This is a genomic window from Streptomyces monticola (assembly GCF_042665355.1).
GTDB lineage: Bacteria > Actinomycetota > Actinomycetes > Streptomycetales > Streptomycetaceae > Streptomyces > Streptomyces monticola.
Map to the genome: position 1 here is coordinate 412,276 of NZ_JBHTCF010000006.1, position 20,425 is coordinate 432,700.

Annotated in this window: 19 protein-coding genes; 11 read left to right on the forward strand and 8 right to left on the reverse strand. The window is 69.8% G+C overall.

Annotation, left to right across the window (positions count from 1 at the left end):
• Positions 1-24: 24 nt before the first annotated feature.
• On the reverse strand, positions 25-468 hold the full coding sequence (locus tag ACFQVC_RS17800; protein ID WP_381831410.1) for a hypothetical protein: 444 nt from the start codon (positions 466-468) through the stop codon (positions 25-27).
• 179 nt (positions 469-647) lie between these two features.
• On the opposite strand from ACFQVC_RS17800, the gene ACFQVC_RS17805 reads away from it, so the two are divergent.
• Positions 648-1,040: a GntR family transcriptional regulator gene (locus tag ACFQVC_RS17805; RefSeq protein WP_381831411.1), complete on the forward strand. Its 393-nt coding sequence runs from the start codon at positions 648-650 to the stop codon at positions 1,038-1,040.
• A gap of 1,598 nt (positions 1,041-2,638) precedes the next feature.
• The gene (locus tag ACFQVC_RS17810) at positions 2,639-2,959 is read left to right on the forward strand and encodes an STAS domain-containing protein (protein WP_381831412.1); all 321 of its coding nucleotides are present in this window, start codon (positions 2,639-2,641) and stop codon (positions 2,957-2,959) included.
• Positions 2,960-3,418: 459 nt separating this feature from the next.
• On the opposite strand, the gene ACFQVC_RS17815 is transcribed toward ACFQVC_RS17810, so the two are convergent.
• From ACFQVC_RS17815 to ACFQVC_RS17830, 4 genes are all read right to left on the reverse strand, one after another.
• The gene (locus ACFQVC_RS17815) at positions 3,419-3,934 is read right to left on the reverse strand and encodes a hypothetical protein (RefSeq protein WP_381831413.1); all 516 of its coding nucleotides are present in this window, start codon (positions 3,932-3,934) and stop codon (positions 3,419-3,421) included.
• On the reverse strand, positions 3,919-4,137 hold the full coding sequence (locus ACFQVC_RS17820) for a hypothetical protein (protein ID WP_381831414.1): 219 nt from the start codon (positions 4,135-4,137) through the stop codon (positions 3,919-3,921). Before ACFQVC_RS17820 ends, ACFQVC_RS17815 begins: the two co-directional genes overlap by 16 nt.
• A gap of 807 nt (positions 4,138-4,944) precedes the next feature.
• Positions 4,945-5,361, reverse strand: a complete 417-nt coding sequence (locus tag ACFQVC_RS17825; RefSeq protein ID WP_381831415.1) for a hypothetical protein — start codon at positions 5,359-5,361, stop codon at positions 4,945-4,947.
• 108 nt (positions 5,362-5,469) lie between these two features.
• Positions 5,470-6,717 carry a helix-turn-helix domain-containing protein gene (locus ACFQVC_RS17830; RefSeq protein WP_381831416.1) on the reverse strand — a complete coding sequence of 416 codons (1,248 nt, stop codon included), beginning with the start codon at positions 6,715-6,717 and terminating at the stop codon, positions 5,470-5,472.
• A gap of 218 nt (positions 6,718-6,935) precedes the next feature.
• Here ACFQVC_RS17830 and ACFQVC_RS17835 point away from each other — a divergent pair, with 218 nt between their 5' ends.
• Positions 6,936-7,232 (forward strand): helix-turn-helix transcriptional regulator, encoded by a 297-nt coding sequence (locus tag ACFQVC_RS17835; RefSeq protein ID WP_381831417.1) that lies wholly within the window; start codon positions 6,936-6,938, stop codon positions 7,230-7,232.
• Between the two features lie 613 nt (positions 7,233-7,845).
• Here ACFQVC_RS17835 and ACFQVC_RS17840 read toward each other — a convergent pair.
• Both ACFQVC_RS17840 and ACFQVC_RS17845 read right to left on the reverse strand, forming a co-directional pair.
• Positions 7,846-8,640, reverse strand: coding sequence for a GNAT family N-acetyltransferase (locus ACFQVC_RS17840; RefSeq protein ID WP_381831482.1), 795 nt, complete (start codon positions 8,638-8,640; stop codon positions 7,846-7,848).
• 109 nt (positions 8,641-8,749) lie between these two features.
• On the reverse strand, positions 8,750-9,376 hold the full coding sequence (locus ACFQVC_RS17845) for a GrpB family protein (protein WP_381831418.1): 627 nt from the start codon (positions 9,374-9,376) through the stop codon (positions 8,750-8,752).
• A gap of 68 nt (positions 9,377-9,444) precedes the next feature.
• Between ACFQVC_RS17845 and ACFQVC_RS17850 the strand changes: the two genes are divergently transcribed.
• The 3 genes from ACFQVC_RS17850 to ACFQVC_RS17860 all read left to right on the forward strand — a co-directional run bounded on the left by ACFQVC_RS17850 (position 9,445) and on the right by ACFQVC_RS17860 (position 11,790).
• A complete protein-coding gene (locus ACFQVC_RS17850) occupies positions 9,445-10,365 on the forward strand; it encodes a DUF2797 domain-containing protein (RefSeq protein ID WP_381831419.1) in 921 nt (306 codons plus the stop codon).
• Between the two features lie 89 nt (positions 10,366-10,454).
• The gene (locus ACFQVC_RS17855; protein ID WP_381831420.1) at positions 10,455-10,859 is read left to right on the forward strand and encodes an antibiotic biosynthesis monooxygenase family protein; all 405 of its coding nucleotides are present in this window, start codon (positions 10,455-10,457) and stop codon (positions 10,857-10,859) included.
• Entirely contained in the window at positions 10,816-11,790 is a 975-nt protein-coding gene (locus ACFQVC_RS17860) for an amidohydrolase family protein (RefSeq protein WP_381831421.1), read from the forward strand. Before ACFQVC_RS17855 ends, ACFQVC_RS17860 begins: the two co-directional genes overlap by 44 nt.
• Positions 11,791-11,837: 47 nt before the next feature.
• Here ACFQVC_RS17860 and ACFQVC_RS17865 read toward each other — a convergent pair whose 3' ends face one another.
• Complete coding sequence (locus ACFQVC_RS17865; protein WP_381831422.1) at positions 11,838-12,338, reverse strand: hypothetical protein; 501 nt, start codon at positions 12,336-12,338, stop codon at positions 11,838-11,840.
• Between the two features lie 351 nt (positions 12,339-12,689).
• Here ACFQVC_RS17865 and ACFQVC_RS17870 point away from each other — a divergent pair, with 351 nt between their 5' ends.
• From ACFQVC_RS17870 to ACFQVC_RS17890, 5 genes are all read left to right on the forward strand, one after another.
• The gene (locus tag ACFQVC_RS17870) at positions 12,690-13,436 is read left to right on the forward strand and encodes a response regulator transcription factor (RefSeq protein ID WP_381831423.1); all 747 of its coding nucleotides are present in this window, start codon (positions 12,690-12,692) and stop codon (positions 13,434-13,436) included.
• On the forward strand, positions 13,433-15,070 hold the full coding sequence (locus ACFQVC_RS17875; RefSeq protein WP_381831424.1) for a sensor histidine kinase: 1,638 nt from the start codon (positions 13,433-13,435) through the stop codon (positions 15,068-15,070). Before ACFQVC_RS17870 ends, ACFQVC_RS17875 begins: the two co-directional genes overlap by 4 nt.
• Positions 15,071-15,095: 25 nt before the next feature.
• Positions 15,096-16,442, forward strand: coding sequence for a bifunctional glycosyltransferase family 2/GtrA family protein (locus ACFQVC_RS17880; protein ID WP_381831425.1), 1,347 nt, complete (start codon positions 15,096-15,098; stop codon positions 16,440-16,442).
• Positions 16,439-18,679: an ArnT family glycosyltransferase gene (locus ACFQVC_RS17885; protein ID WP_381831426.1), complete on the forward strand. Its 2,241-nt coding sequence runs from the start codon at positions 16,439-16,441 to the stop codon at positions 18,677-18,679. Before ACFQVC_RS17880 ends, ACFQVC_RS17885 begins: the two co-directional genes overlap by 4 nt.
• A 105-nt stretch (positions 18,680-18,784) precedes the next feature.
• Positions 18,785-20,347 (forward strand): MFS transporter, encoded by a 1,563-nt coding sequence (locus tag ACFQVC_RS17890; protein ID WP_381831427.1) that lies wholly within the window; start codon positions 18,785-18,787, stop codon positions 20,345-20,347.
• The last annotated feature ends 78 nt before the right edge of the window (positions 20,348-20,425 follow it).

The window sequence follows — 20,425 nt, forward strand, 5'->3', positions numbered from 1 at the left end:
GTCGTCGGCGGTCGTCGGCGGTCATCACGCCGCCTTCTTCGAGTTGGACGCCTCAGCGGTCGAGGTGGTGGAGGACGCCAGGGCCGGGGCCGCAGTAGCGGGGGCGCCGGGAGCGGCAGCGAGGAGTTCCAGCTTCTCCGCGCGGTAGTTGACGCCCTCCGACAGCCGGGCCTGACCCCGGTTGTCCAGGCTCGCCCGCGCCCACGGCGAGGCGACCATGTTGGTCAGGCGCACCGTGGAGCCGATCGTCAGGTCCTCCGGCAGACCGGTCTTGGGGACCTGCATCTGCATCGACTCCGCACGGCCCTCATCGATGACCATCACGGTCAGCTGCCAGATCTCCGCACCCGACTCCCAGTCGGTAGCGATGACGCCGTTCTCCCGGTCCGCCATACGCGGCGCCGGAGCCGTCCCGATCACAGCCATCGCCGCAGGCGACAGGCGGTAGGGAATACGGGGCATGGGCATACGTGTCTCCTTCGTTCGTGGACCGCTGGTGCGGCCCTTTGTGATCAATACAGTGCCATAAGTGGTTAGCGCACGTCAAACACCTTCTTAAATTGGCGCGCAAGGTGCACTAGCGCGGTGGGGTGAGGTGATTACCGGACCTGGTGTGATGGGTGCGCTAAGCGGGCTACTCTCGGAACATGACGCCACACGCCGAGAGCCCTCCGTACCGCAAGGTCGCGGCCGAGCTGCGACGCCAAATCCGCGCCGGCCGCTACAAGCCGGGCGAGCGCGTGCCGTCCTCCCGTGACCTTGAGGCCGAGTACGGAATCGCGAACATGACCGCGCGCAGCGCGCTACGGGTCCTGGCCGACGAAGGCTTGGTCTACAACGTCACCGGCCGGGGCAACTTCGTGTCCGATCCCCTGCCCGCCGGGCCCTCCGCCGATGAGCAGGCGGAGAGCGGGGCGGAGAGGATGCACAGCGCAGAGTACGAGGAGCTGTCGGCGCGGTTGGACCAGATCAGTGCGGCGGTGGACGAGATGCGCGAGGTCTTCGAGCGGCTGGCGACGATCACGCAGCCGCGGAAGTAGCGCTCAGGTTCTTCTCTATCTCGCGGGCCAGGCGGTTCAACTCCTCCAACTTTCCGCAGAGTTCCGCAACCCTGGCGGCGATCTTTTCCGTCTCTTCCGCGTCCACGTTCAGCGCCTCCCCTGTGCTTGCGTGCTGTCGTTCATGTCGTCCACGTTCCGTGCGGCACTCACCGCGCCACTCCCCAAAACAGCCCGGAGCGGCGTCAGTTCGGTCACGAACAGCGGTGGTGAGCCCCGTGGGGAGTCGCCCTCGCTGCCGCACGTCCCACTCTGCGCGCCGTGTCGGACACAAAGGCAAAGCCATTCCGCCCCACGGGATGCAACTCCCGCACATCCCGTCTTGTGGCACAGCAACCCGCTCTCCCGTCCCGCCTCACGCACCGCACACCACCTCTCCCTTCACCGCGAGGCCCCTTGCCCCACGCTGCGTTCACGAGCATCCGCACGGTTCCGGTCTGGGCCGTGCCGGGACTTCCGTGGTAGAAGCCGCCACGACACCGCCGAGAACCTGTCGGCCGCGCTCACCCCACTAGAGTCCGGAAAAAGACCGGTTACGCTAACCGGGGATGTCGTGGTATAAGCCCGGCGCGCCGCGCTCGCATCTACTAGGGGTGTGGATTCGGGCCGCCGTGTGACACGCAGCTGGAAGAAACTTCGGCCCCGATTCGCAGGCTCCGCCCTCACGCCAACCCGCCTCCCTTTCGCCGCCATGCCCCCTACAAGGACGCCAGGGCCCCGAAACGTGAGCGCCGGGGCCTGTGGGCCCATCAAAACCACGGATGCGCGGACATTTCTAACGAGCCGCCACAAGTAGGAACTTGCTTCCGGGTATGGCCATGCCGGACCCCACCATCAAGCTGCAATTCGCCTCATATCCATCCTTTCTCAACATGCCACCCAATACGGTCTGTGGATAACTCTGGGCATCAAGGCCCGGAAACAGGCTCGGAAACACACTGCGGGCAAACGCCTGTGGATAGATTTTCGCGCCCCGAGCACAGACCGCCTATAGCAGGCAAAGCGGGATCAGTTGACGCGTTGAGCCAGGTCGAAGGCCGAAAATTCTTCGGATCGCACCCGTACAGAGCGAGGCAGGCCACGCCAACGGCGGCGCGCCAGCGGCCCGTTCCCGGCAGTCCGGCGAGCGGAGCTGTTGAGACTTTCTCCACTTGATCAAGGCGGCCCGCTAACGCGGGCCGCGCGGCGCGGCGCCCGAGGCGCCGCACGCTCCTGTCTACCGCCCCGCTCACGGCGCCCCCGCCGCTCGCGCCGCAATTTCGCGATGCGTACACCAGTTCGAGTGGAGAAGCCTGACTCTCCGCTGTCGAGAGCCACGACAGACCGAGGCGCGCCGCCTCAGCGAGGCAGGCACGATCACGCGAGCGCTCCCAAGCCTTCGGCCACGACAGGGGCAACCGCGGACTTCCCCACAGCGCAGAGCAGTCGACTGCACGCGCCCTCCTTTGTGCGCGCACTACCACACCACTACCTTGCGCCCCCACTGGCATGTCAGGCGCTCCGCCAGCAGTGGGACGATGGCAGTCGTCCTGCATCGGTCTAAGTGCGCATGTGACCGTGACCGACGCTTTGGAGCGTCTATGGATCGGCTGACCATTCACCAGACCCCGCCCGATGACATGCATGTACTGCTGCTGCGTCTCTCCGGCGAACTCGACTACGTCAACATCTGTGTCCTGCGAGATGCTGTCGTGGCCGGGGTCGAAGAAGGGGGCATACACCTGCGTATCGATCTTTCTCAGATCACCTGGTGCGATAACGCGAGCCTCCACAGCATCCTCGGTTTCCGTACGGCCCTTAGCGCAACTGGCGGGAGCCTTGTCGTGATCGAGGCGAGCCCAGCCGTCAGGGCCGCGCTGATCTACACGGGCCTAGAGCGGCTCGCGGTCCTGGCTTGCTGAGATTCACCAGGTCTGTGGCTGGGGCGGCCGGCCTACGCGGCTTTAGCCACCTGTTCGGGCCGGGGCCCACGTCGGGCAAGGCCAGGGGGCCACTCGTGCCAAACAAGGGCAGGCACCAAAGCCTGCCCGAGTTGCCGGGCCAGCGTACGGCCCCCTGACCATGCCCGACCCCAACCCGAACAGGACACCGGCCAAACCCGCTACGGCAGGCCGCGTGCCCACAGCGCAGCACTCACCAGGCCGAGCACACCAAAGCCCCGGACAACCGACGCCGGTTGGTCAGGGGTGGGTATCCGAGGCTTGGAGATGGCTACTTGGGGTGCTTGCCGCTACCCAGACCGAGGACGGGAAGCGCGATGTGGGAATCCCGCCGCCAGGGCCGCCGCGTCCAGTAGGGCTGACCGGGCTTGCGACGCCTACGGGCTTTAGGTGGAAGCAGGAGGCGGTTCGGCAGGAGCTTCATCGGCAGTCGGCCTTCGCGATGGTGACGTGGCGCGGGTCGCTTCCTCCACCGTAATCCCAGGAAGGCGCGCCCGGCATGTAAACGCTGGCGTCGAACTTCACGCGGTAGATCCCCGGCACGCACGGCGTAGTGACCTTGCTGTACTTCGGCCTGCCGACCCCGATCGCGCGGTCATCGTCACGTTGCGCGACCTCGTCGAAGACGCCGTGCGCGTTGCGCTTCTCGATGTAGACCGTGACCCGGTGGTTCTCCGGGGACTTGTCGCACTCCGAGATCACCGTGCCAGTCAACTGACGACCTCCATTGGTGACTTGCACGGAAGGGGCGTTGCCGAATCCGAATCGGCAGGGCTCGTTGCCGTCGATTCCGGGGTCCTTCTCCGGGGCGCCGGCACCTCCGTTCACACTGCCGGTATTGGAGCCGCATCCGCTGTCCTTGGCCCCTGACAGAGCCAGGACCAGGGCGGGTATGAGCGCGAGCCTGAGTAAGTGGCGATTCACGGCAGCCTCCACAGGGCGATGGGGATGGCGGAGCCGACGAGCAGTACGGCCAGGACGAACAGGCAGCCCCAGAGGGCCAGCGGGCCGTTCGAGGACGCATCCACGGCGGCCTGTTTCGCGGCCTCCTTGGCCGCTTCTGCCTCGGCTTCGGCGTGAGTCTGCGCGTTGCACAGATGACAGCCGGGTTCGTAGTAGTGCTCTATGTGGGATGACATAGGGCCTCGGGGACTGGCCGCCCGCAGACACCGGGAATGGGGATGCCTGCGGGCGGGGCATGGGCCCTGCTCCGTCCGCACGGTGCGCCTGTGCCGGGACGGGCTGCGATGCACCGGCTGGGTGATCAGGACGGAGCAGGGGGCTGAAACCCGGCACAGACAGCGCCCTTGCTGGCCGTCGCGCCATCTGCGCCGGGGGTTATTGGCGGGCTATCGCGTACAGCAGACTCAAGAAGGCCACCAGGACCGACCGGAGTAGGAAGACGGTCGCAGCGCTCCTTCAGGGCCGCCGCCCACTTCGGCGCTCCGCGTCGAGGAGCTGGGCGCAGTCCCGGCAAAGAACGACCAGTCCGTTGGGCTGTGCCACACGGGCAGTAGCACGCTGGATCGCAGCGCCCGTGGATCGGACGGTGAACGGACCAGTGGCGCTCCCGCACCTCTCGCAGCCTTCACCGGGTCGTGCCACTGTCCATCACTCCTTGCGGTGATCCGTGCTGGCGGTACGTGCCAGCCGGACGAATGGCCGCGTGACTCGGGCCAGGGCGCACAGGTGGACGCCGGCGGCTTCATCATCGAGAGCCAGCACAGTATCCAGATCACAGGCCAGGAGCCGGTACGCCTCCCTGTACACGGGGCGGTAGTCCGAATCGGCTCCACCAAGCCCCTCGCGTACGAGCTGATCGAGAGTCCGACGCAGGCGCAGGATCCGGGCGTCTGTATCGCGGCGGTCCGCCGCGCGCAGTCGTACGGCCAATGCCCAGGCGATATCGGATTGGATTTGGTCGAGTTGAGGTTCCACGGCCGTACTCACAGCTCTGCCCCATCAGCCTCGGCACTGATCAAGTACGTCAAGGCATCCCGTAGTTGGGCCGTGTTGAGGAAGATGCGCGCGGACTTCGGCTGTGCGAACCAGTGAAGGCCGGGGCCTTCAGTGTGTTCGTAGGGCGGCACCACGACGTGCGAGCCATCGCCGAGCGCCACAGTGCCCGGTTCATGCCAGTCGCGGCTCGCGTTGACGGGCACGAGCAAGTACATCCGGGGCTCAAGACTCCGTGGGTCGAGGATCGCGGGCGCGCTCCTCTGGCCCCTTTCGCGCAGCAGTCCGAGGGCCATACGGCCGAGATCTTCACTGACGCGGATGGCATCCCACCACACGCCAGCGGTGCACAGTTCGGGCTCACGAAGGGGCAGCCAGTCAGCGGCTACAGGAGGTGGGCTGATCATGGGAATGGTCTCCTCACCGGGGCGATGAGGAGACCATTCCAAACGCTGTGTGCCTGTGCGGGTACAAACTGTCCACAGGAATTGCGGCCGAGGAGCCTTGACGAGCTGTCAGGGAGTGGTAATGCCCGACCAGTTGGCGAACGAGGTCAGTTCGGCGTGAGGGTGGCGGTCCTGCCGCAGCAGGGCCCCGATCGTCTCGCGCGCCGAGGGGTGGAACCTGGTGTGGTTGGGCGCGATCCTGCGAGCCTGCCGTAGATCGCTGAAGGCTCCGTTGCGGTCGCCTTCGGCAAGGCGAGCGTGCGCGGTGTCGATGAAGTGGTGCGAGGAGCGTTCGCCGACAGTGCCAGCCGGGGGCGTCCACACGGCGCCGGCCTGGCCCCACTCGTCGATGCGCGCAAGGGCCTGTTCGGTGTCGCACGCGTCGATCAGCGTGTGCACCTCGTGGATCTTGATGTTGGTCGGCCCGAAGCTCATCTCATAAGCCAGGGAGTCGACGTTCCCGCCGATGGCGGCGATGGAGCGGGCCTCCTCGATGTAGCGCAATGCTTGCTCGGTGTTGTTGCCGCGGGCTTCGACCACCGCGAGCTTGAGCACCAGGGCGCCGTCGAGGGCCAGGCCGTCCGCGCTGTAGGACCGCTCGGGCATCTGGCGTTCCAGCTCTGCGCGTAGCCCTTGAAGGAGCTTACGGGCCGGGCCATAGGCGCCAGTGCGCAGCATCGCGCCAGCCACGAGGTAGCCCGCGGTGACCTGCATCAGAGCATCCCCGGACCGGTCAGCGGCCCAACGCACCCGTTCCAGGGCGGTGTTGGACAGGTCGTGATGGCCCATCTTGTGCGCGAGCGAGTTCACGGCGCGGTAGGCCCGCGAGAGATGCCAGAACGCCTTGCGCTGATGCGTGGACAAGTTGCCGTTGCTGCCGTCGAGCGCGATGTGCGTCAGCTCGGTGACGACGGGGGAGAGCAGCGGCCCCATCGGCGCGTACTTGGCGTCACGGCGAAGGGCGGCGATCTGGTCGACCTCGGACGCCAGAACGGCCAGGTCTCGCGGCCGGGTGTCGAGGTCGGCCGGAGAGTCGTAGCACAGCAGCAGACGACGCAGCTCGGGAACAACGGCCTGGATCTTGTCCTCGGCCTCGGGGTTGCCGTAGTACGGCTGGCCGGTCAGCACCTCGGGGCCGACGTACAGGGCCCGCGCGAGGTCGAGTACGAGGCGCATGGACGGCTTGCGGCTGCCAGATTCGATCTTGCGCACATAGGCAGGGGAGATGCTGACCTTCACCGCCAGCTGCGCGCTCGACAGGCCGCGCATCTTCCGGGCGGTCTTGAGTCGTTCGCCGAGCGACTGGTCTTCACTCATCGAGGTCGTTCCCTCCGTCGCGTATCGCGTGCCTGCTTGGCAGCGTACGGCCGGGAGCCCTCTTGACGGTAGGACGATTGTGTTAACTGCCGGTGAGGGAGTTTGTGGCCGGCGACGGAGTCGCACCACGGCGGCTGCCACCGACAATGGGGGAACGAGGGTTCAGGTGTTTTCCTGCCTGTGTTCGAGGTAGGCGCTGTGCAAGGGAATGACAGCTTGTGGAGGAACTGGCCGGAAGGTGGACCTTCCTCACTAACCACGCCCGCGTGCTGCGAGTCATTGCGCGTGAGCCCACCGCGCGCATCCGTGACATCGCCGCGGTATGCCGCATCAGCGAACGCGCTGCGCAGGGCATTGTCAGGGACCTTGAACAGGCTGGTTACCTCAGCCGGAAACGGGTCGGGCGACGCTCGCACTACACCCTCCACCTGGACGGCAGCCTCCGTCATCCGGCCGAAGCTCATCTCACCGTCCGGGCGCTGCTCGATCTCTTTACCGACCACGACGATCGGTAGGAGAGCACATCTCCGTTTCCGCAAAGTGCGGCTCGGTGCCCTCAATCTTCCCCGTCCCGTGGCCTGTTCCGGTGGGTCGTGGACAGACCGCCAGATGGGTGGCATGGGTGGTGACGGTGCGGGTACGCGGGAGAGATACCGCCAGCCTGGCCGGGACCCCGCCGGGCTCGGTTTGGTGGCCGCCGCCAAGCACTGTCGGTGGGTTTGGCGGCGGCCACCTGCGCGAGGTGGCCCGGAGCTCCCCTCCTACGGTCCTCGCGCGGGAGGTTCTCACTGGCGGCTGACGGCATGCGGGAGTGTGCCGTCAGCCGGGAGAACCAGGTCGCTGGCTATGGTCTCTGCCCGGAGCGTAGGGCCGTCTTTCGCTTGCCGGGAGGGGCCATATGGCCCTGTGCCTGGAGGTCTGCGGGTGATTCGGGATTGACGGCAACCCTGACGGCAACGACGGCACACAGAGGCCAATGATCACCACCCTTGGCGATCACTTCGGGAGGAGGCCGACCGCCCTCCCAACGAGTTGCCCGATCCTACGGATCAGAAGGTTGCAGGTTCGAATCCTGCCGAGTGCACAGCCGAGAGGCCCCGGACGAGAGTCCGGGGCCTCTTTCGTGTGTCAGCCGTAGAGGTACGGCGTGGTCGTGCTCAGGGGCGTGAAGCCGAGGCGCTGGAGGATGGGGCGGCTCTGGTCGGAGGCGTCGACCTGGAGGTAGCGGTGGCCGCGGGCGGCGGCGATGCGGGTGCGGTGGGCGATCAGGGCGCGGTAGATGCCCTTGCCGCGCCAGGCGGTGACCGTGCCGCCGCCCCACAGGCCGGCGAAGTCCGTGCCGGGGCAGAACTCGAGGCGGGCGGAGCAGACCGGCCGGCCGTCGGCGAGGGCGACGGTCATGTCCACCGTCTGGGGCGCCTCGGCCAGTTGGGCCAGGAGCTGCCGGCGCAGCCGGTCGCTGCTGGTGCCGAAGGCCTGCTCGTGGACGTCCGCGATGAGATCCACCCCGGCCGGGTCCGTGACCGTCTCCAGGCGGACGCCTGCGGGGAGTTCGACGGTGGTGGGCAGATTCCGGACGTCGGCCACCATCAGGGTCTCGGTGGGCTCGGGTGTGAAACCGGCTTTCAGCAGCCGCTCCGGGAGGTCGGCGGGGGTGTCGTGCGCGTAGGCCTTCCATTCGAAAGAGCTGCCGGGGCCGGACTCGGGGCCGGTGAAGTAGCGGATCTGCTCCGCGATCACCGCGTCCGCCGTGGCGTCGTCGAGGTCGGACCAGAGGATTCCGGTCCAGTCCCCGGCGATGCCCACCTGCCGCACCACGCCGTCCGCCCGCTCGATACGGACGCCGGGGCCGCTCGGCCGGGCCTCCTGGCGCATCTGGCGGTCGAAGAGGGCGCGTACGGCGGCTACGTCCGCGGGGCTCATGGCGGAGCCGGCGGCGGGGTTCGAGGCGGGGGGCGGTGTGGAGGGTGGTGGCGTCATGGGCGCATTTGAACAGGCGACGGGGGAGATCCCCACCGAATTAACGGCTCGGTCACTCGGGGGAGCCGGCAGCGCGGGTGAGGATCTGCTCGACGATCTCCGTCTTGGCGTCGGCGTACTCCTGGACGTAGCTCCAGTCCCGGGCCGCCAGGCGCTTCTTCGTCGCCGCGTAGAGGTCGCGGTCCTCGGGGTGGGTGCGCAGCCAGTCGCGGAAGAGGAGCATGCGGGCGATCTCCGGGGCGCCCCGTTGCGGGCTGAAGACATGCAGGTTCACGTTGCGGTGGGCGCCTTGGGCGGTGCGGGTGGCGAGGCAGCGGTGTTCGTACCAGTCCGGTTCGCGGACGCGCAGCGTGTAGCCGTGGGCTTCGAGTTGCGGCAGATAGGTGTCCTCGTCGGCGCTGTCCGGCACCAGGAGCGTGATGTCGATGACCGGCTTGGCGGGCAGGCCGGGGACCGAGGTGGAGCCCGTGTGCTCGACGCGCAGCGCGCGTTCGCCGAGCGCCGTGCGGATCAGCTCCTCCTCGGCGCGGAACTGCTCGGGCCAGGACGGGTCGTACTCCTCGATCACGACCTTCTCCGTATGCGGCTTGACGTCGCTGACATATCCGGGCGGCGGGCCTTGGGAGGGAGAGGGGGATGTGGAGCCCGGGGATGTGGAGTCGGTCGTACGGTCCGTCATGCGGGGGCTCATCCCTTCTGGGCGGGGACGCGGGCACCGTTGTCAGTCATGTGCACCATCCTGGCCTCATGACGTGGTGGTGCGCAGGGCTTCGGTGGGCGGAGGGGCGGCCGGCTCTCAAGTGGTACGCGCCGGGGCGGGCGGAGCGCAGCAGTCCGCTTTCCTGCGGGCAGGACATCGCCTTCGTGGCCCGGGGCGGACGGCAGTGCGTCGGCGTATGGCGGGGCGGTCGCCGTACGCCCTGTCCGGTCTCGGCGGCCGTGCCCGCGCGAGGCACCAGGGACCAGTGCGCGGAGTGCGCCCGGATCGACCGGTCGTTCTCGGTCGCGGCGGATACGAACGCCGGGGACCCGCGGCCGTACGCGGTGTACCTGGCGTGGTTCGGCCCCGGGCTCCTCAAGGTGGGGATCACGGCGGTCGAGCGCGGGCCCGCGCGGCTCCTTGAGCAGGGGGCGGTCGCCTTCGTGTGGCTGGGGCGCGGGCCGCTGATGGCGGCGCGGCGTGCCGAGGAACTGCTCGGGTCCGTGCTGAAGGTGCCCGACCGGATTCCGTACGCGCAGAAGCGGGCGGTACGAGCCACGCTGCCGCCCCTGGAGGAGCGCGCGGCGGAGTTGCGGGCCTGCCACGAGCGGGCCGCCGGGCTTGCGGGGTGGCCGGAGTCCTTGGAGCGGGTGCCGTACCAACTCACCGATCACTCCGGGGCCTTCGGGCTTACGGGGCGCGGTGCGCCGGAAATGACGGGGACGGTACGGGAGTTGGTGCCGGACGGCGTGGTCGCGGGGCGGCTCGTGGCGGCAGCCGGGCCCGATCTGCATCTGCGGCCGGCGCAGGGGGACGGAGGTGCCGGTGCCCTGGTCATCGACACCCGGCTCATGAGCGGATGGCGGCTCGCCGCGGCCGGGCCCAACGCTGCGGTGAGCGTGCCGGTGAGCGCTCCGCCGGCGGACGAATCGGGCGGCGCGGGGGCGGTGCAGGGCGGGTTGTTCTGAGGCGGGGGCGGGCCGTCCGGATCGGTTTCCTCACGGACAGGGATCAACCTCATGGACAGGGATCAAGGGGAGGGCGGACAGTGGATGGCATGAGCAGCCAGTCATCGGTTCCCGGCCCGGATCGTCTGCCCGGTCCGCCCCGCCCGCCCCGCCCGCCCGGCCCGCCCCGTCCGTTGCCACCCTTCGAACCGCCTTACTACGTCACCGTCTTCACCTCCGTCCGCACGGAGGGTGACAACGGTTACGGAGAGACCTCCGACCGACTGGAGGAGCTGGTGCGGGAGATCCAGGGCTTCCTCGGTATGGAGTCGGCCCGTACTCCCGGCGGCCTCGGCATCACCGTCGGGTACTTCAAGGACGAGGACGCCATCAAGGAGTGGCGCTCGCACATGGAGCATCGCGCGGCCCAGAAGCGCGGCCGCGCCGAGTGGTACGAGAGCTACTCGGTCCATGTCGCCAAGGTCGAGCGGAGCCGCGGTTTTGTGCGGGGCTGACGGGACTGACGGGGCTGACGGGACTGAGGAGGCCGCCGGGGGCTTCGGCGCCGGGGCGGCCACCGAGCCCGCCGGCGTCCGGGCCTTCTGGCAGCGGCTCGGGCTGCCCGGGCTCATCGACGTCCACACCCACTTCATGCCCGAGCGGGTGCTGCGCAAAGTCTGGGCGTACTTCGACGCGGTCGGGCCCCTGACCGGCATCGAGTGGCCGATCGCGTACAAGAAGGAGGAGTCCGAACGGCTCGCGCTGCTGCGGGAGTTCGGGGTGCGGGCCTTCACCGCGACGCTGTACCCGCACAAGCCGGGCATGGCCGCCTGGCTGAACGCGTGGGCCGCGGAGTTCGCCGCCCGTACGCCGGACTGCCTCCACACGGCCACGCTGTTTCCCGAGGACGGCGTGGAGGCCTATGTGCGGGAGGCCGTCGAGGGCGGGGCCCGGGTCTTCAAGTCCCATGTGCAGGTGGGTGGTTACGACCCGGCGCACGCCCTGCTCGATCCGGCCTGGGGCCTGCTCGCCGACGCCGGGGTGCCCGTGGTGATGCACTGTGGCTCGGGGCCGCAGCCCGGCAAGCACACCGGGCCCGAGCCGGTGGCGCGGCTGCTCGCCCGGCATCCGCGGCTGCGGCTGATCGTGGCGCACATGGGGATGCCCGAGTACGTCGACTTCCTGGACCTCGCGGAGCGGTACGAGGAGGTGCGGCTCGATACGACGATGGCGTTCACGGACTTCAGCGAACGCTTCACGCCCTTCCCGGCCGGGGAACGCTCCCGCCTGGCGGACCTGGGCGACCGCATCCTCCTGGGCACCGACTTCCCCAACATCCCTTATCCGTACGTCCATCAGCTGCACGCCCTGGAGCGGCTCGGGCTCGGTGACGCCTGGCTGCGCGCGGTGTGCCACGACAACGGGGCCCGGCTGTTCGGGATCTGAGGGCGCGCCCTCTTCGGGATCCGAGGGCGCGCCCTGTTCGGGATCCGTCAGGCGGCGCGGAGAGCGTGGAGAGCGCGGAAGTGGGCGTTGGCCGCGGGGCGGTACATGAGGACGAGCGCGGCAAGGACCGCCGCCAGGTGCAGGAGGCGGCTGGAGGCCATGAGCAGCTCGCGTGCGCCCGCGTCCCGGAGCCAGTCGGCGGTGGAGGCGCCCTGGGCCAGCGAGCGGACCGGTTCGATCACCAGGGAGACGGTGCCGAACACTCCGAGGAGGACGGTGAGGGTGAGCCGGGCCCAGTTGCGGCCGCGGCGCAGTTGGAGGGCGACGGCGATCGCGGTGCCGTAGACGACGGCGCGTAAGGCCAGTGCACCGGCGAGCCCGTCGACGGGGGCGTCGGGGGCGGTCACGGCCAGGGCGGTCTCGAAGATGCCGGCGCAGACCGCCCCGATCCACAGGGCGGCGGCGCGGCGTACGGGTGCCGGTGCCGCTGCGGCGGGCTTGAGACGGCGGGGCAGTGGAGCCGTCGTACCCGGCGTGTGGGCCGTCATGGGGAGCCTCCCGCTGGTGGTGTGTGCCGGTGACGTGACCGGCCGTGCTCCGATGGTTTCCGGCACGGAGCGTGGGAGGCACTCCTGCCCGCACCCGCGTGCGTCCGGGGGATTTCCCCACAGGGGTCCTCGGGGTTCTCGGGGTCCTCGGGGTTCTCGGGGTTCTCGGGGTTCTCGGGGTCCTCGGGGTTCTCGGGGTCCTCGGGGTTCTCGGGGTTCCCCGGGTCTCTCGGGTCTCTCGGGGTTCCCCGGGTCTCTCGGGTCTCTCGGGTTCCTCGGCCCCGCGGCTTTCTCAGGGAATTCACAGGTTCGCGCAAGGGGCTTCTCAGGGGGCGCGAGCAGGGTGCACATATGACCACGAGCTCCGAAGCGCGTACCGAACTGCTCCGGCCGGACGGCAGCCCCGTACGGGTGCTTGTCGTGGACGACGAGGCCTCCCTGACCGAACTGCTCTCCATGGCGCTGCGCTACGAGGGCTGGGAGGTGCGCACCGCCGCGGACGGCGCGGGTGCGGTGCAGACCGCGCGCGGGTTCAGGCCCGACGCCGTGGTGCTCGACGTGATGCTGCCCGACATGCACGGCCTCACGGTCCTCGGCCGGCTGCGGCGCGACCTGCCGGACGTACCCGTGCTGTTCCTCACGGCCAAGGACGCCGTGGAGGACCGTATCGCGGGGCTCACGGCGGGCGGCGACGACTATGTCACCAAGCCGTTCAGCCTGGAGGAGGTCGTGGCGCGCCTTCGTGGCCTCATCCGGCGTTCCGGCGCCGCGGCCCGGCGCAGCGAATCGGTGCTCGCGGTCGGCGATCTGACGCTCGACGAGGACAGTCACGAGGTGACGCGGGCAGGCCACTCGATCCACCTCACGGCCACCGAGTTCGAGCTCCTTCGCTATCTGATGCGCAATCCGCGGCGGGTGCTCAGCAAGGCGCAGATCCTGGACCGGGTGTGGAGCTATGACTTCGGCGGGCAGGCCAATGTCGTCGAGCTGTACATCTCGTATCTGCGGCGGAAGATCGACGCCGGACGGGAGCCGATGATCCACACCCGGCGGGGTGCGGGATATCTGATCAAGGCGGCGGAGTCCGCCGCGGCATGAGCCCCACCGCCCGCCCGCACCGGAACCCGCGGCCGGGCCCCCGGCTCCCCCGCCCCCGTTCCCTGCGGACCCGGCTCGTGGTCAGTGCGATCGCGCTGATCGCGCTGGTGTGCGCGGTGATCGGGACGGTGACCACGGTCGCGCTGCACTCGTATCTGTACGAGCAGCTGGACACCCGGCTCTCCGATATGGCCAAGCGCGAGTCGGACGCCAAGCCGAAGCCGCTGCCGCCGGGGACAGGGCCGAAGGGGAACGACCCGTTGCGGTTCCTGGCCTTCGGCGGCGCGGACTACGGCACGATAGGCGCGGCTGTCGTGGACGGCCGGGTGAGTGACGGCGCGATCAGCGCCAAGCCCGCCGAACCGGGCTCACGGGCGCTCATGATCTCGCTCGAGGCACAGCAGCTCGCGGCGCTCGACAAGGTGCCGAGGGACAAGAAGGCGCACTCCGTGGACATCCCCGGTCTCGGTGAGTACCGCGTGCTCCACACCCCGGGCGGCACCAACGGCGAGCTGCTCATCGGCAGTCCGACCAAGACGGTCGAGGACACGGTCGGCACCTTGATCGTCGTCGAGCTGTGTGTGGCGGGGGCGGGGCTCGTGGCCGCCGGGATCGCGGGCGCCGCCATGGTGGGTATCGCCCTGCGTCCGCTGCGCAGAGTCGCCGCCACGGCCACCCGGGTCTCCGAACTCCCCCTGCACAGCGGCGAACCCGTGCTGCACGAGCGGGTGCCCGACGCCGATGCGCGCACCGAGGTGGGCCAGGTGGGCGCCGCGCTCAACCGGATGCTCGACCATGTGCACTCGGCGCTCAGCGTGCGCCAGGAGAGCGAGACGCGGGTACGGCAGTTCGTCGCCGACGCCAGCCATGAGCTGCGTACGCCCCTGGCCTCGATACGCGGCTATGCCGAGCTGACCGGGCGCGGCCGCGAGCAGACCGGGCCCGACACCCGGCATGCGCTCGGCCGGATCGAGTCCGAGGCGCACCGGATGACGGGCCTCGTGGAGGATCTGCTGCTGCTCGCGCGGCTCGACGCCGGACGCCCGCTCTCGTACGCGAACCTCGATCTCTCCCCGCTGGTGGTGGATGCCGTGGGGGACGCGCGGGCGGCGGGACAGGAGCACCGCTGGCGGCTCGAACTGCCCGACGAACCCGTGCTCGTACGGGCCGACGCGGCCCGCCTCCACCAGGTGCTCGTGAATCTGCTCGCCAACGCGCGTACGCACACCCCGGCAGGCACCACCGTCATCGCCAGGGTCGGCTGTGCCGGGCCCGAGGTACGGCTTGAAGTGGAGGACGACGGTCCGGGTATCGCCCCCGAGCTGCTGCCCCATGTCTTCGAGCGGTTCGCCCGCGGGGACGCCTCGCGGGCACGGGCGGATGCGGCGGCGCGGGCGGGTGCGGCGGCGCGGGCGGGTGCGGTGGCGCGGGCGGCTTCGGCGCCGCAGGTGGCTTCGGCCGGCTCGACGGGGCTCGGTCTCGCCATCGTGCAGGCCGTGGTGGCGGCGCACGGCGGCGATGTGACGGTCACGAGCACGCCGGGGCGCACCGTCTTCGCCGTACGGCTGCCGGTGGAGTCCGCGTCGCGGCCCGCGCACTCACAGACAGGGCACAGCCTCACCACACGGGTGTGACAGGGCAGTTGGCGAGTGTCGCCGTATGCCAAGCGACTCCCTACCAGGCTCTCTGCGAAGGACCCTCCCGGCCCGCGAGCATCTCCCCGCGGGCGCCGTCGGCACTCCGGTTCTGGATGTCGTCGTCCCCGTCCACAACGAAGAGCAGGACCTCGAACGCTGTGTACGGCGCCTGCACGACCACCTGACCCGTACCTTCCCCTACGGCTCCACCGGGCGCGGCGGCTTCCGGATCACCGTCGCGGACAACGCCAGCACCGACCGTACGCCGCAGATCGCGGCCCGCCTTGAGGCGGATCTCGCGGAGGTCAGGGCGTTCCGCCTGGACCAGAAGGGGCGGGGCCGGGCCCTTCGCACGGTGTGGTCGCACTCGGACGCACCGGTGCTCGCGTATATGGACGTCGATCTGTCCACCGACCTCAACGCGCTCCTTCCGCTGGTCGCACCGCTGATCTCCGGCCACTCCGACCTGGCGATCGGCTCGCGGCTCGCGCGCAGTTCGCGCGTGGTGCGCGGGCCGAAGCGGGAGTTCATCTCGCGGACGTACAACCTCATCCTGCGCGGCTCGCTCGCCGCCCGCTTCTCCGATGCGCAGTGCGGGTTCAAGGCCATCAGGCGGGATGTCGCGCAGCGGCTGCTGCCCATGGTCGAGGACACCGGGTGGTTCTTCGACACCGAGCTGCTCGTGCTCGCCGAGCGGGCCGGGCTCCGGATCCATGAGGTGCCGGTGGACTGGGTCGACGATCCCGAATCGACCGTGCACATCGTCAGGACGGCGGCCGACGACCTGAAGGGGGTGTGGCGGCTGTGCCGGGCCCTCGCGGTCGGCGCACTCCCCCTCGACCGCCTCGCACGCCCCTTCGGCGACGATCCGCGCGACCGTCAACTCCCGGGCGTACCCGGCGGGTTGGTGCGCCAGCTGGTCGGCTTCTGCGTCGTGGGCGGACTGTCCACGCTCTTCTATCTGGTGCTGTACTCGCTCCTCAGGACCGGCCTCGGTACGGGCGCCCAGTACGCCAACGCGGCGGCGCTGCTGGTGTCGGCGCTCGCCAATACGGCGGCGAACCGGAGGCTCACGTTCGGGGTGCGCGGCCGGGGCCGGGCCGTCCGCCACCAGGCCCAGGGTCTCGTGGTGTTCGCCATCGGGCTCGCCCTGACCAGCGGTTCGCTGGCCGCGCTCGGCGCCGCCGCGGGCCACCCCTCGCACGCCACGGAACTGACCGTGCTGATCGCCGCCAACCTCGCGGCCACCGTCGTGCGCTTTCTGCTCTTCCGGATCTGGGTCTTCCCGGACCGCCGCACGGATGACGCCGTGCAACTGGAAGCGGGCTCACCTCTTCCTGAAACCTCTACCCCCAGGACCTCCCGATGACCGCCTCCGCAGTCCCGACCGGCCCGACCGGCCCGACCGGCCCGACCGCCCCGACCGCCCCGACTGGTCCCACCGGTCCCACCGGTCCCGTACCACCGGAGGCCCTCGGCCTCGGCCACGGCCACCGCCACCGCGGCGCGGGTTCCGTGCTCCAGCGCGCCTGGCGCGGAAGGCCCGATGATCCGCGCTGGGTCCGTCCGGCCCTGCTCGCGCTCCTGACCGTCACGGCCGCGCTCTACCTCTGGAATCTGAGCGCCTCCGGATACGCCAACTCCTTCTACTCCGCGGCCGTCCAGGCGGGCAGCGAGAGCTGGAAGGCGTTCTTCTTCGGCTCGTCCGACGCCGCCAGCGCGATCACCGTCGACAAGCCGCCGGCCGCGCTGTGGCCGATGGCCCTTTCCGTACGCCTCTTCGGCCTCGGCTCCTGGCAGATCCTGGTGCCCGAGGTGCTGATGGCCGTGGCGACGGCGGGTGTGCTCTACGCGGCCGTACGCCGTCGCTTCAGCGCGGCCGCCGGGCTGATCGCCGTCGTGGTCTTCGCGCTGACGCCGGTCGCGGCCCTGATGTTCCGCTTCAACAACCCGGACGCGCTCCTCACGCTCCTCATGACGGTCACCGTCTACTGCGTGCTGCGCGCCCTGGAGCACGCCCGCACCGAGTGGCTGGTCCTGGCGGGTGTCGCGGTGGGCTTCGCGTTTCTGACCAAGACCCTGCAGGCGTTTCTGATCCTGCCTCCGCTCGCCCTGCTCTACGCGCTCTGCGCCCCGACCTCCGTCAGGCGCAGGCTGGGTCAACTCGCCCTCTCCACCGTCGCGTTGGTGGTGTCCGGCGGCTGGTGGGTGGCGATCGTCGAGCTGTGGCCCGCGTCCTCGCGCCCGTACATCGGCGGCTCGCAGAACAACTCCTTCCTGGAGCTGACCTTCGGCTACAACGGCCTCGGCCGGATCAACGGCGAGGAGACCGGCAGCGTGGGCGGCGGTGGCGGCGGCCGTGGGGGCGGCCGTGGGGGCGGCGGCTGGGGCGAGACCGGTATCGACCGGCTCGTCGGCTCGAACATCGGCGGCCAGATCTCCTGGCTCCTGCCCGCCGCGCTGATCCTCCTCGTGGCCGGGCTCGTCGTGACCTGGAAGGCCGGGCGCACGGACACCGCCCGCGCCGCCTTCCTCGCCTGGGGCGGCGCACTCCTGACGACCGCCGCGGTCTTCAGTTTCATGCAGGGGATCTTCCACGAGTACTACACGGTGGCCCTCGCCCCCTACGTCGCCGCACTCGTCGGCATGGGCGCCACGGTGCTGTGGGAGGAGCGCTCCCGCTTCCTCGCCTCGGCCGCCCTCGCCGGCACGGTGGCGGTGACCGCGTACTGGTCGTACGTCCTGCTCGGACGCTCGGCCGGATACATGCCGTGGCTGCGCTGGGCGGTACTCATCGGCGGTCTGCTCGCGGCGGTGGGGCTGCTGCTCGCGGCCCGGTTCGGGCGCCGAGCCGGTCTGGCGATGGCGGGCCTCGGCCTCGCGGCAAGCCTGGCAGGGCCGCTCGCGTACACCCTGACGACGGTCGGCGAGGGCCACGCGGGCTCGATCGTGACGGCCGGGCCTGCGGTGGCGGGCGGCCGCGGCGGCCCCGGCTTTGGCGGTCCCGGCATGCCCCCCGCGCAGGGGCAGGGCAAGATCCCGCAGGGCCAGCCGGGCCAACAGCTGGGCCCACAAGGCGAGCAGCCGGGCCAACAGCAGGGCCCACAGGGCAGGCATCCTGGCAAACAGCTGGGCCAGAAGAAGCGCTACGCGATCTTCACGGGTGGCGGCATGGGCGGTCTCCTCAACGGCGCCACCGTCAGCAGCCAGGCCAAGGCCAAGCTCGCGCAGGACGCCGACTCCTACACCTGGGCCGCCGCCGCCATCGGCGCCCAGAACGCCGCGAGCTACCAACTCGCCACGGAGAAGCCCGTGATGGCGATCGGCGGCTTCAACGGCAGCGACCCGTCACCGACGCTCGCGCAGTTCAAGCAGTACGTGTCCGACGGGAAGATCCACTACTTCATCGGCGGCGGCGGGGGCGGCCGTGGCGGCCCCGGTGGCCCCGGCGGCAACGGCGGTTCGTCCATCACCTCGTGGGTCGAGAAGAACTTCAAGAAGGTCACCGTGGGCGACGCGACCTTCTACGACCTGACCAAGCCCACCTCCTCCTCCTCCTCCTCCGCCGCCTCCTCCGCTACCAACTCCTCCACCACGGCCTCCTGACCTGCGTAAACGCAGACTCTCAAAAAAGAGCTGTACAGCGTAAGAGAACCTCTTGTACGGTGTACGGGACATCACCCGTACACCGTACAAGAAGGAGCTGTAGCCGTGACGTCGACGACCGACCACTCGCCACAAGCCGCCGTCTCCGGCGGCCACCCGCAGCGCTGGCTGATCCTCGGCGTCATCTGCCTGGCTCAGCTGACCGTGCTGCTCGACAACACCGTGCTCAGCGTCGCGATCCCCTCCCTGACCTCGGAGCTGAACGCGTCCACCGCCGACATCCAGTGGATGATCAACGCGTACTCCCTGGTCCAGTCGGGTCTGCTGCTCACCGCGGGCAATGCCGCCGACCGCTACGGCCGCAAGAAGATGCTCACGGCGGGGCTCGCGCTCTTCGGTATCGGCTCACTGTGTGCCGGACTCGCCCAGACCAGCGGCCAGTTGATCGCCGCGCGGGCGGGCATGGGCATCGGCGGTGCGCTCCTGATGACCACGACCCTGGCCGTGGTCATGCAGATCTTCGACGAGAAGGAGCGGGTGAAGGCCATCGCGCTCTGGGCCACCGTCGGCTCGCTCGGCTTCGCCGCGGGCCCGCTGATCGGCGGTGCGATCCTGAACCACTGGTGGTGGGGCGCGATCTTCCTCATCAACATCCCGGTCGCGCTCATCGGCCTCGCCGCGGTCGTGAAGCTGGTGCCGGAGTCGAAGAACCCGCAGGGCGACCGGCCCGACCTGCTCGGCGCGCTGCTCTCCACCATCGGTATGGCCGCCGTCGTCTACGCGATCATCATCGGCCCCGAGCACGGCTGGACCTCGGGCCAGGTCCTGGTCTCGGCGGGCGTCGGCCTCGTGGTGCTCGCGGCCTTCGCGCTGTGGGAGCTGCGCACCCCGTACCCGATGCTGGACATGCACTTCTTCAAGAACCCGAAGTTCGTGGGTGCCATCGCCGGTTCGCTGCTGGTGGTCTTCGGTATGGGCGGTTCGCTGTTCCTGCTCACCCAGCACCTCCAGTTCGTCCTCGGGTACGAGCCGTTGGAGGCCGGGCTGCGGATGGCGCCGCTCGCGCTCACCATCGTCGGCCTGAACCTGTCGGGCCTCGGGCCGAAGATCTTCCTGAAGCTCGGCACCCCGCGCACCGTGGTCCTCGGCATGAGCGTGATCGCGGCAGGGCTCGCCTCCATCGCGATCCTCGGCGGCGGCACCGACGGCAGCTACTGGGGCATGCTGCTCGGCCTGATCCTGTTCGGCGGCGGTATCGCGGTCGCGCAGCCCGCCATGGCCAACGCGATCATGAGCTCCATTCCGCGCGAGAAGGCCGGCGTCGGCGCGGGCATCAACGGCACGCTCGCCGAGTTCGGCAACGGCCTGGGCGTCGCGGTACTCGGCGCCGTCCTGAACGCCCGGTTCGCCGCGCTCGTCACCGTCACCGCGACCTCCCTGCCCGCGGCGCTCGCGGCGGCGGACGGCGTGGCCGAGCGCCGGCAGATCGCCGACGCCTTCGCCGACGGTCTGCAGACCAGCCAACTGGTCGGCGCGATCGCGGTGTTCCTCGGCGGTCTGCTGGCCGCGGCGTTGCTGGGGCGTGCGGAGCGGGCAGAAGCAGCGCAGGCGAAGACGGAGGAGTCGGAGGCGGAGGAGCCGGAGGCCGTGGTGAACGGGACGGCTTAGCACGACCTAGCATCGGGGTGGGCGGACCGGACAGTTCCGGTCCGCCCACCCACAGCCGCGTACGTACCCATACGAACC

Bases quoted from the DNA above. Each gene is read 5' to 3' on its own strand.
- ACFQVC_RS17800 (WP_381831410.1), bottom strand. From the start codon at position 468: ATGCCCATGCCCCGTATTCCCTACCGCCTGTCGCCTGCGGCGATGGCT.
- ACFQVC_RS17805 (WP_381831411.1), top strand. From the start codon at position 648: ATGACGCCACACGCCGAGAGCCCTCCGTACCGCAAGGTCGCGGCCGAG.
- ACFQVC_RS17810 (WP_381831412.1), top strand. From the start codon at position 2,639: ATGGATCGGCTGACCATTCACCAGACCCCGCCCGATGACATGCATGTA.
- ACFQVC_RS17820 (WP_381831414.1), bottom strand. From the start codon at position 4,137: ATGTCATCCCACATAGAGCACTACTACGAACCCGGCTGTCATCTGTGC.
- ACFQVC_RS17825 (WP_381831415.1), bottom strand. From the start codon at position 5,361: ATGATCAGCCCACCTCCTGTAGCCGCTGACTGGCTGCCCCTTCGTGAG.
- ACFQVC_RS17830 (WP_381831416.1), bottom strand. From the start codon at position 6,717: ATGAGTGAAGACCAGTCGCTCGGCGAACGACTCAAGACCGCCCGGAAG.
- ACFQVC_RS17840 (WP_381831482.1), bottom strand. From the start codon at position 8,640: ATGAGCCCCGCGGACGTAGCCGCCGTACGCGCCCTCTTCGACCGCCAG.
- ACFQVC_RS17845 (WP_381831418.1), bottom strand. From the start codon at position 9,376: ATGACGGACCGTACGACCGACTCCACATCCCCGGGCTCCACATCCCCC.
- ACFQVC_RS17850 (WP_381831419.1), top strand. From the start codon at position 9,445: ATGACGTGGTGGTGCGCAGGGCTTCGGTGGGCGGAGGGGCGGCCGGCT.
- ACFQVC_RS17855 (WP_381831420.1), top strand. From the start codon at position 10,455: ATGAGCAGCCAGTCATCGGTTCCCGGCCCGGATCGTCTGCCCGGTCCG.
- ACFQVC_RS17860 (WP_381831421.1), top strand. From the start codon at position 10,816: ATGTCGCCAAGGTCGAGCGGAGCCGCGGTTTTGTGCGGGGCTGACGGG.
- ACFQVC_RS17865 (WP_381831422.1), bottom strand. From the start codon at position 12,338: ATGACGGCCCACACGCCGGGTACGACGGCTCCACTGCCCCGCCGTCTC.
- ACFQVC_RS17870 (WP_381831423.1), top strand. From the start codon at position 12,690: ATGACCACGAGCTCCGAAGCGCGTACCGAACTGCTCCGGCCGGACGGC.
- ACFQVC_RS17875 (WP_381831424.1), top strand. From the start codon at position 13,433: ATGAGCCCCACCGCCCGCCCGCACCGGAACCCGCGGCCGGGCCCCCGG.
- ACFQVC_RS17880 (WP_381831425.1), top strand. From the start codon at position 15,096: ATGCCAAGCGACTCCCTACCAGGCTCTCTGCGAAGGACCCTCCCGGCC.
- ACFQVC_RS17885 (WP_381831426.1), top strand. From the start codon at position 16,439: ATGACCGCCTCCGCAGTCCCGACCGGCCCGACCGGCCCGACCGGCCCG.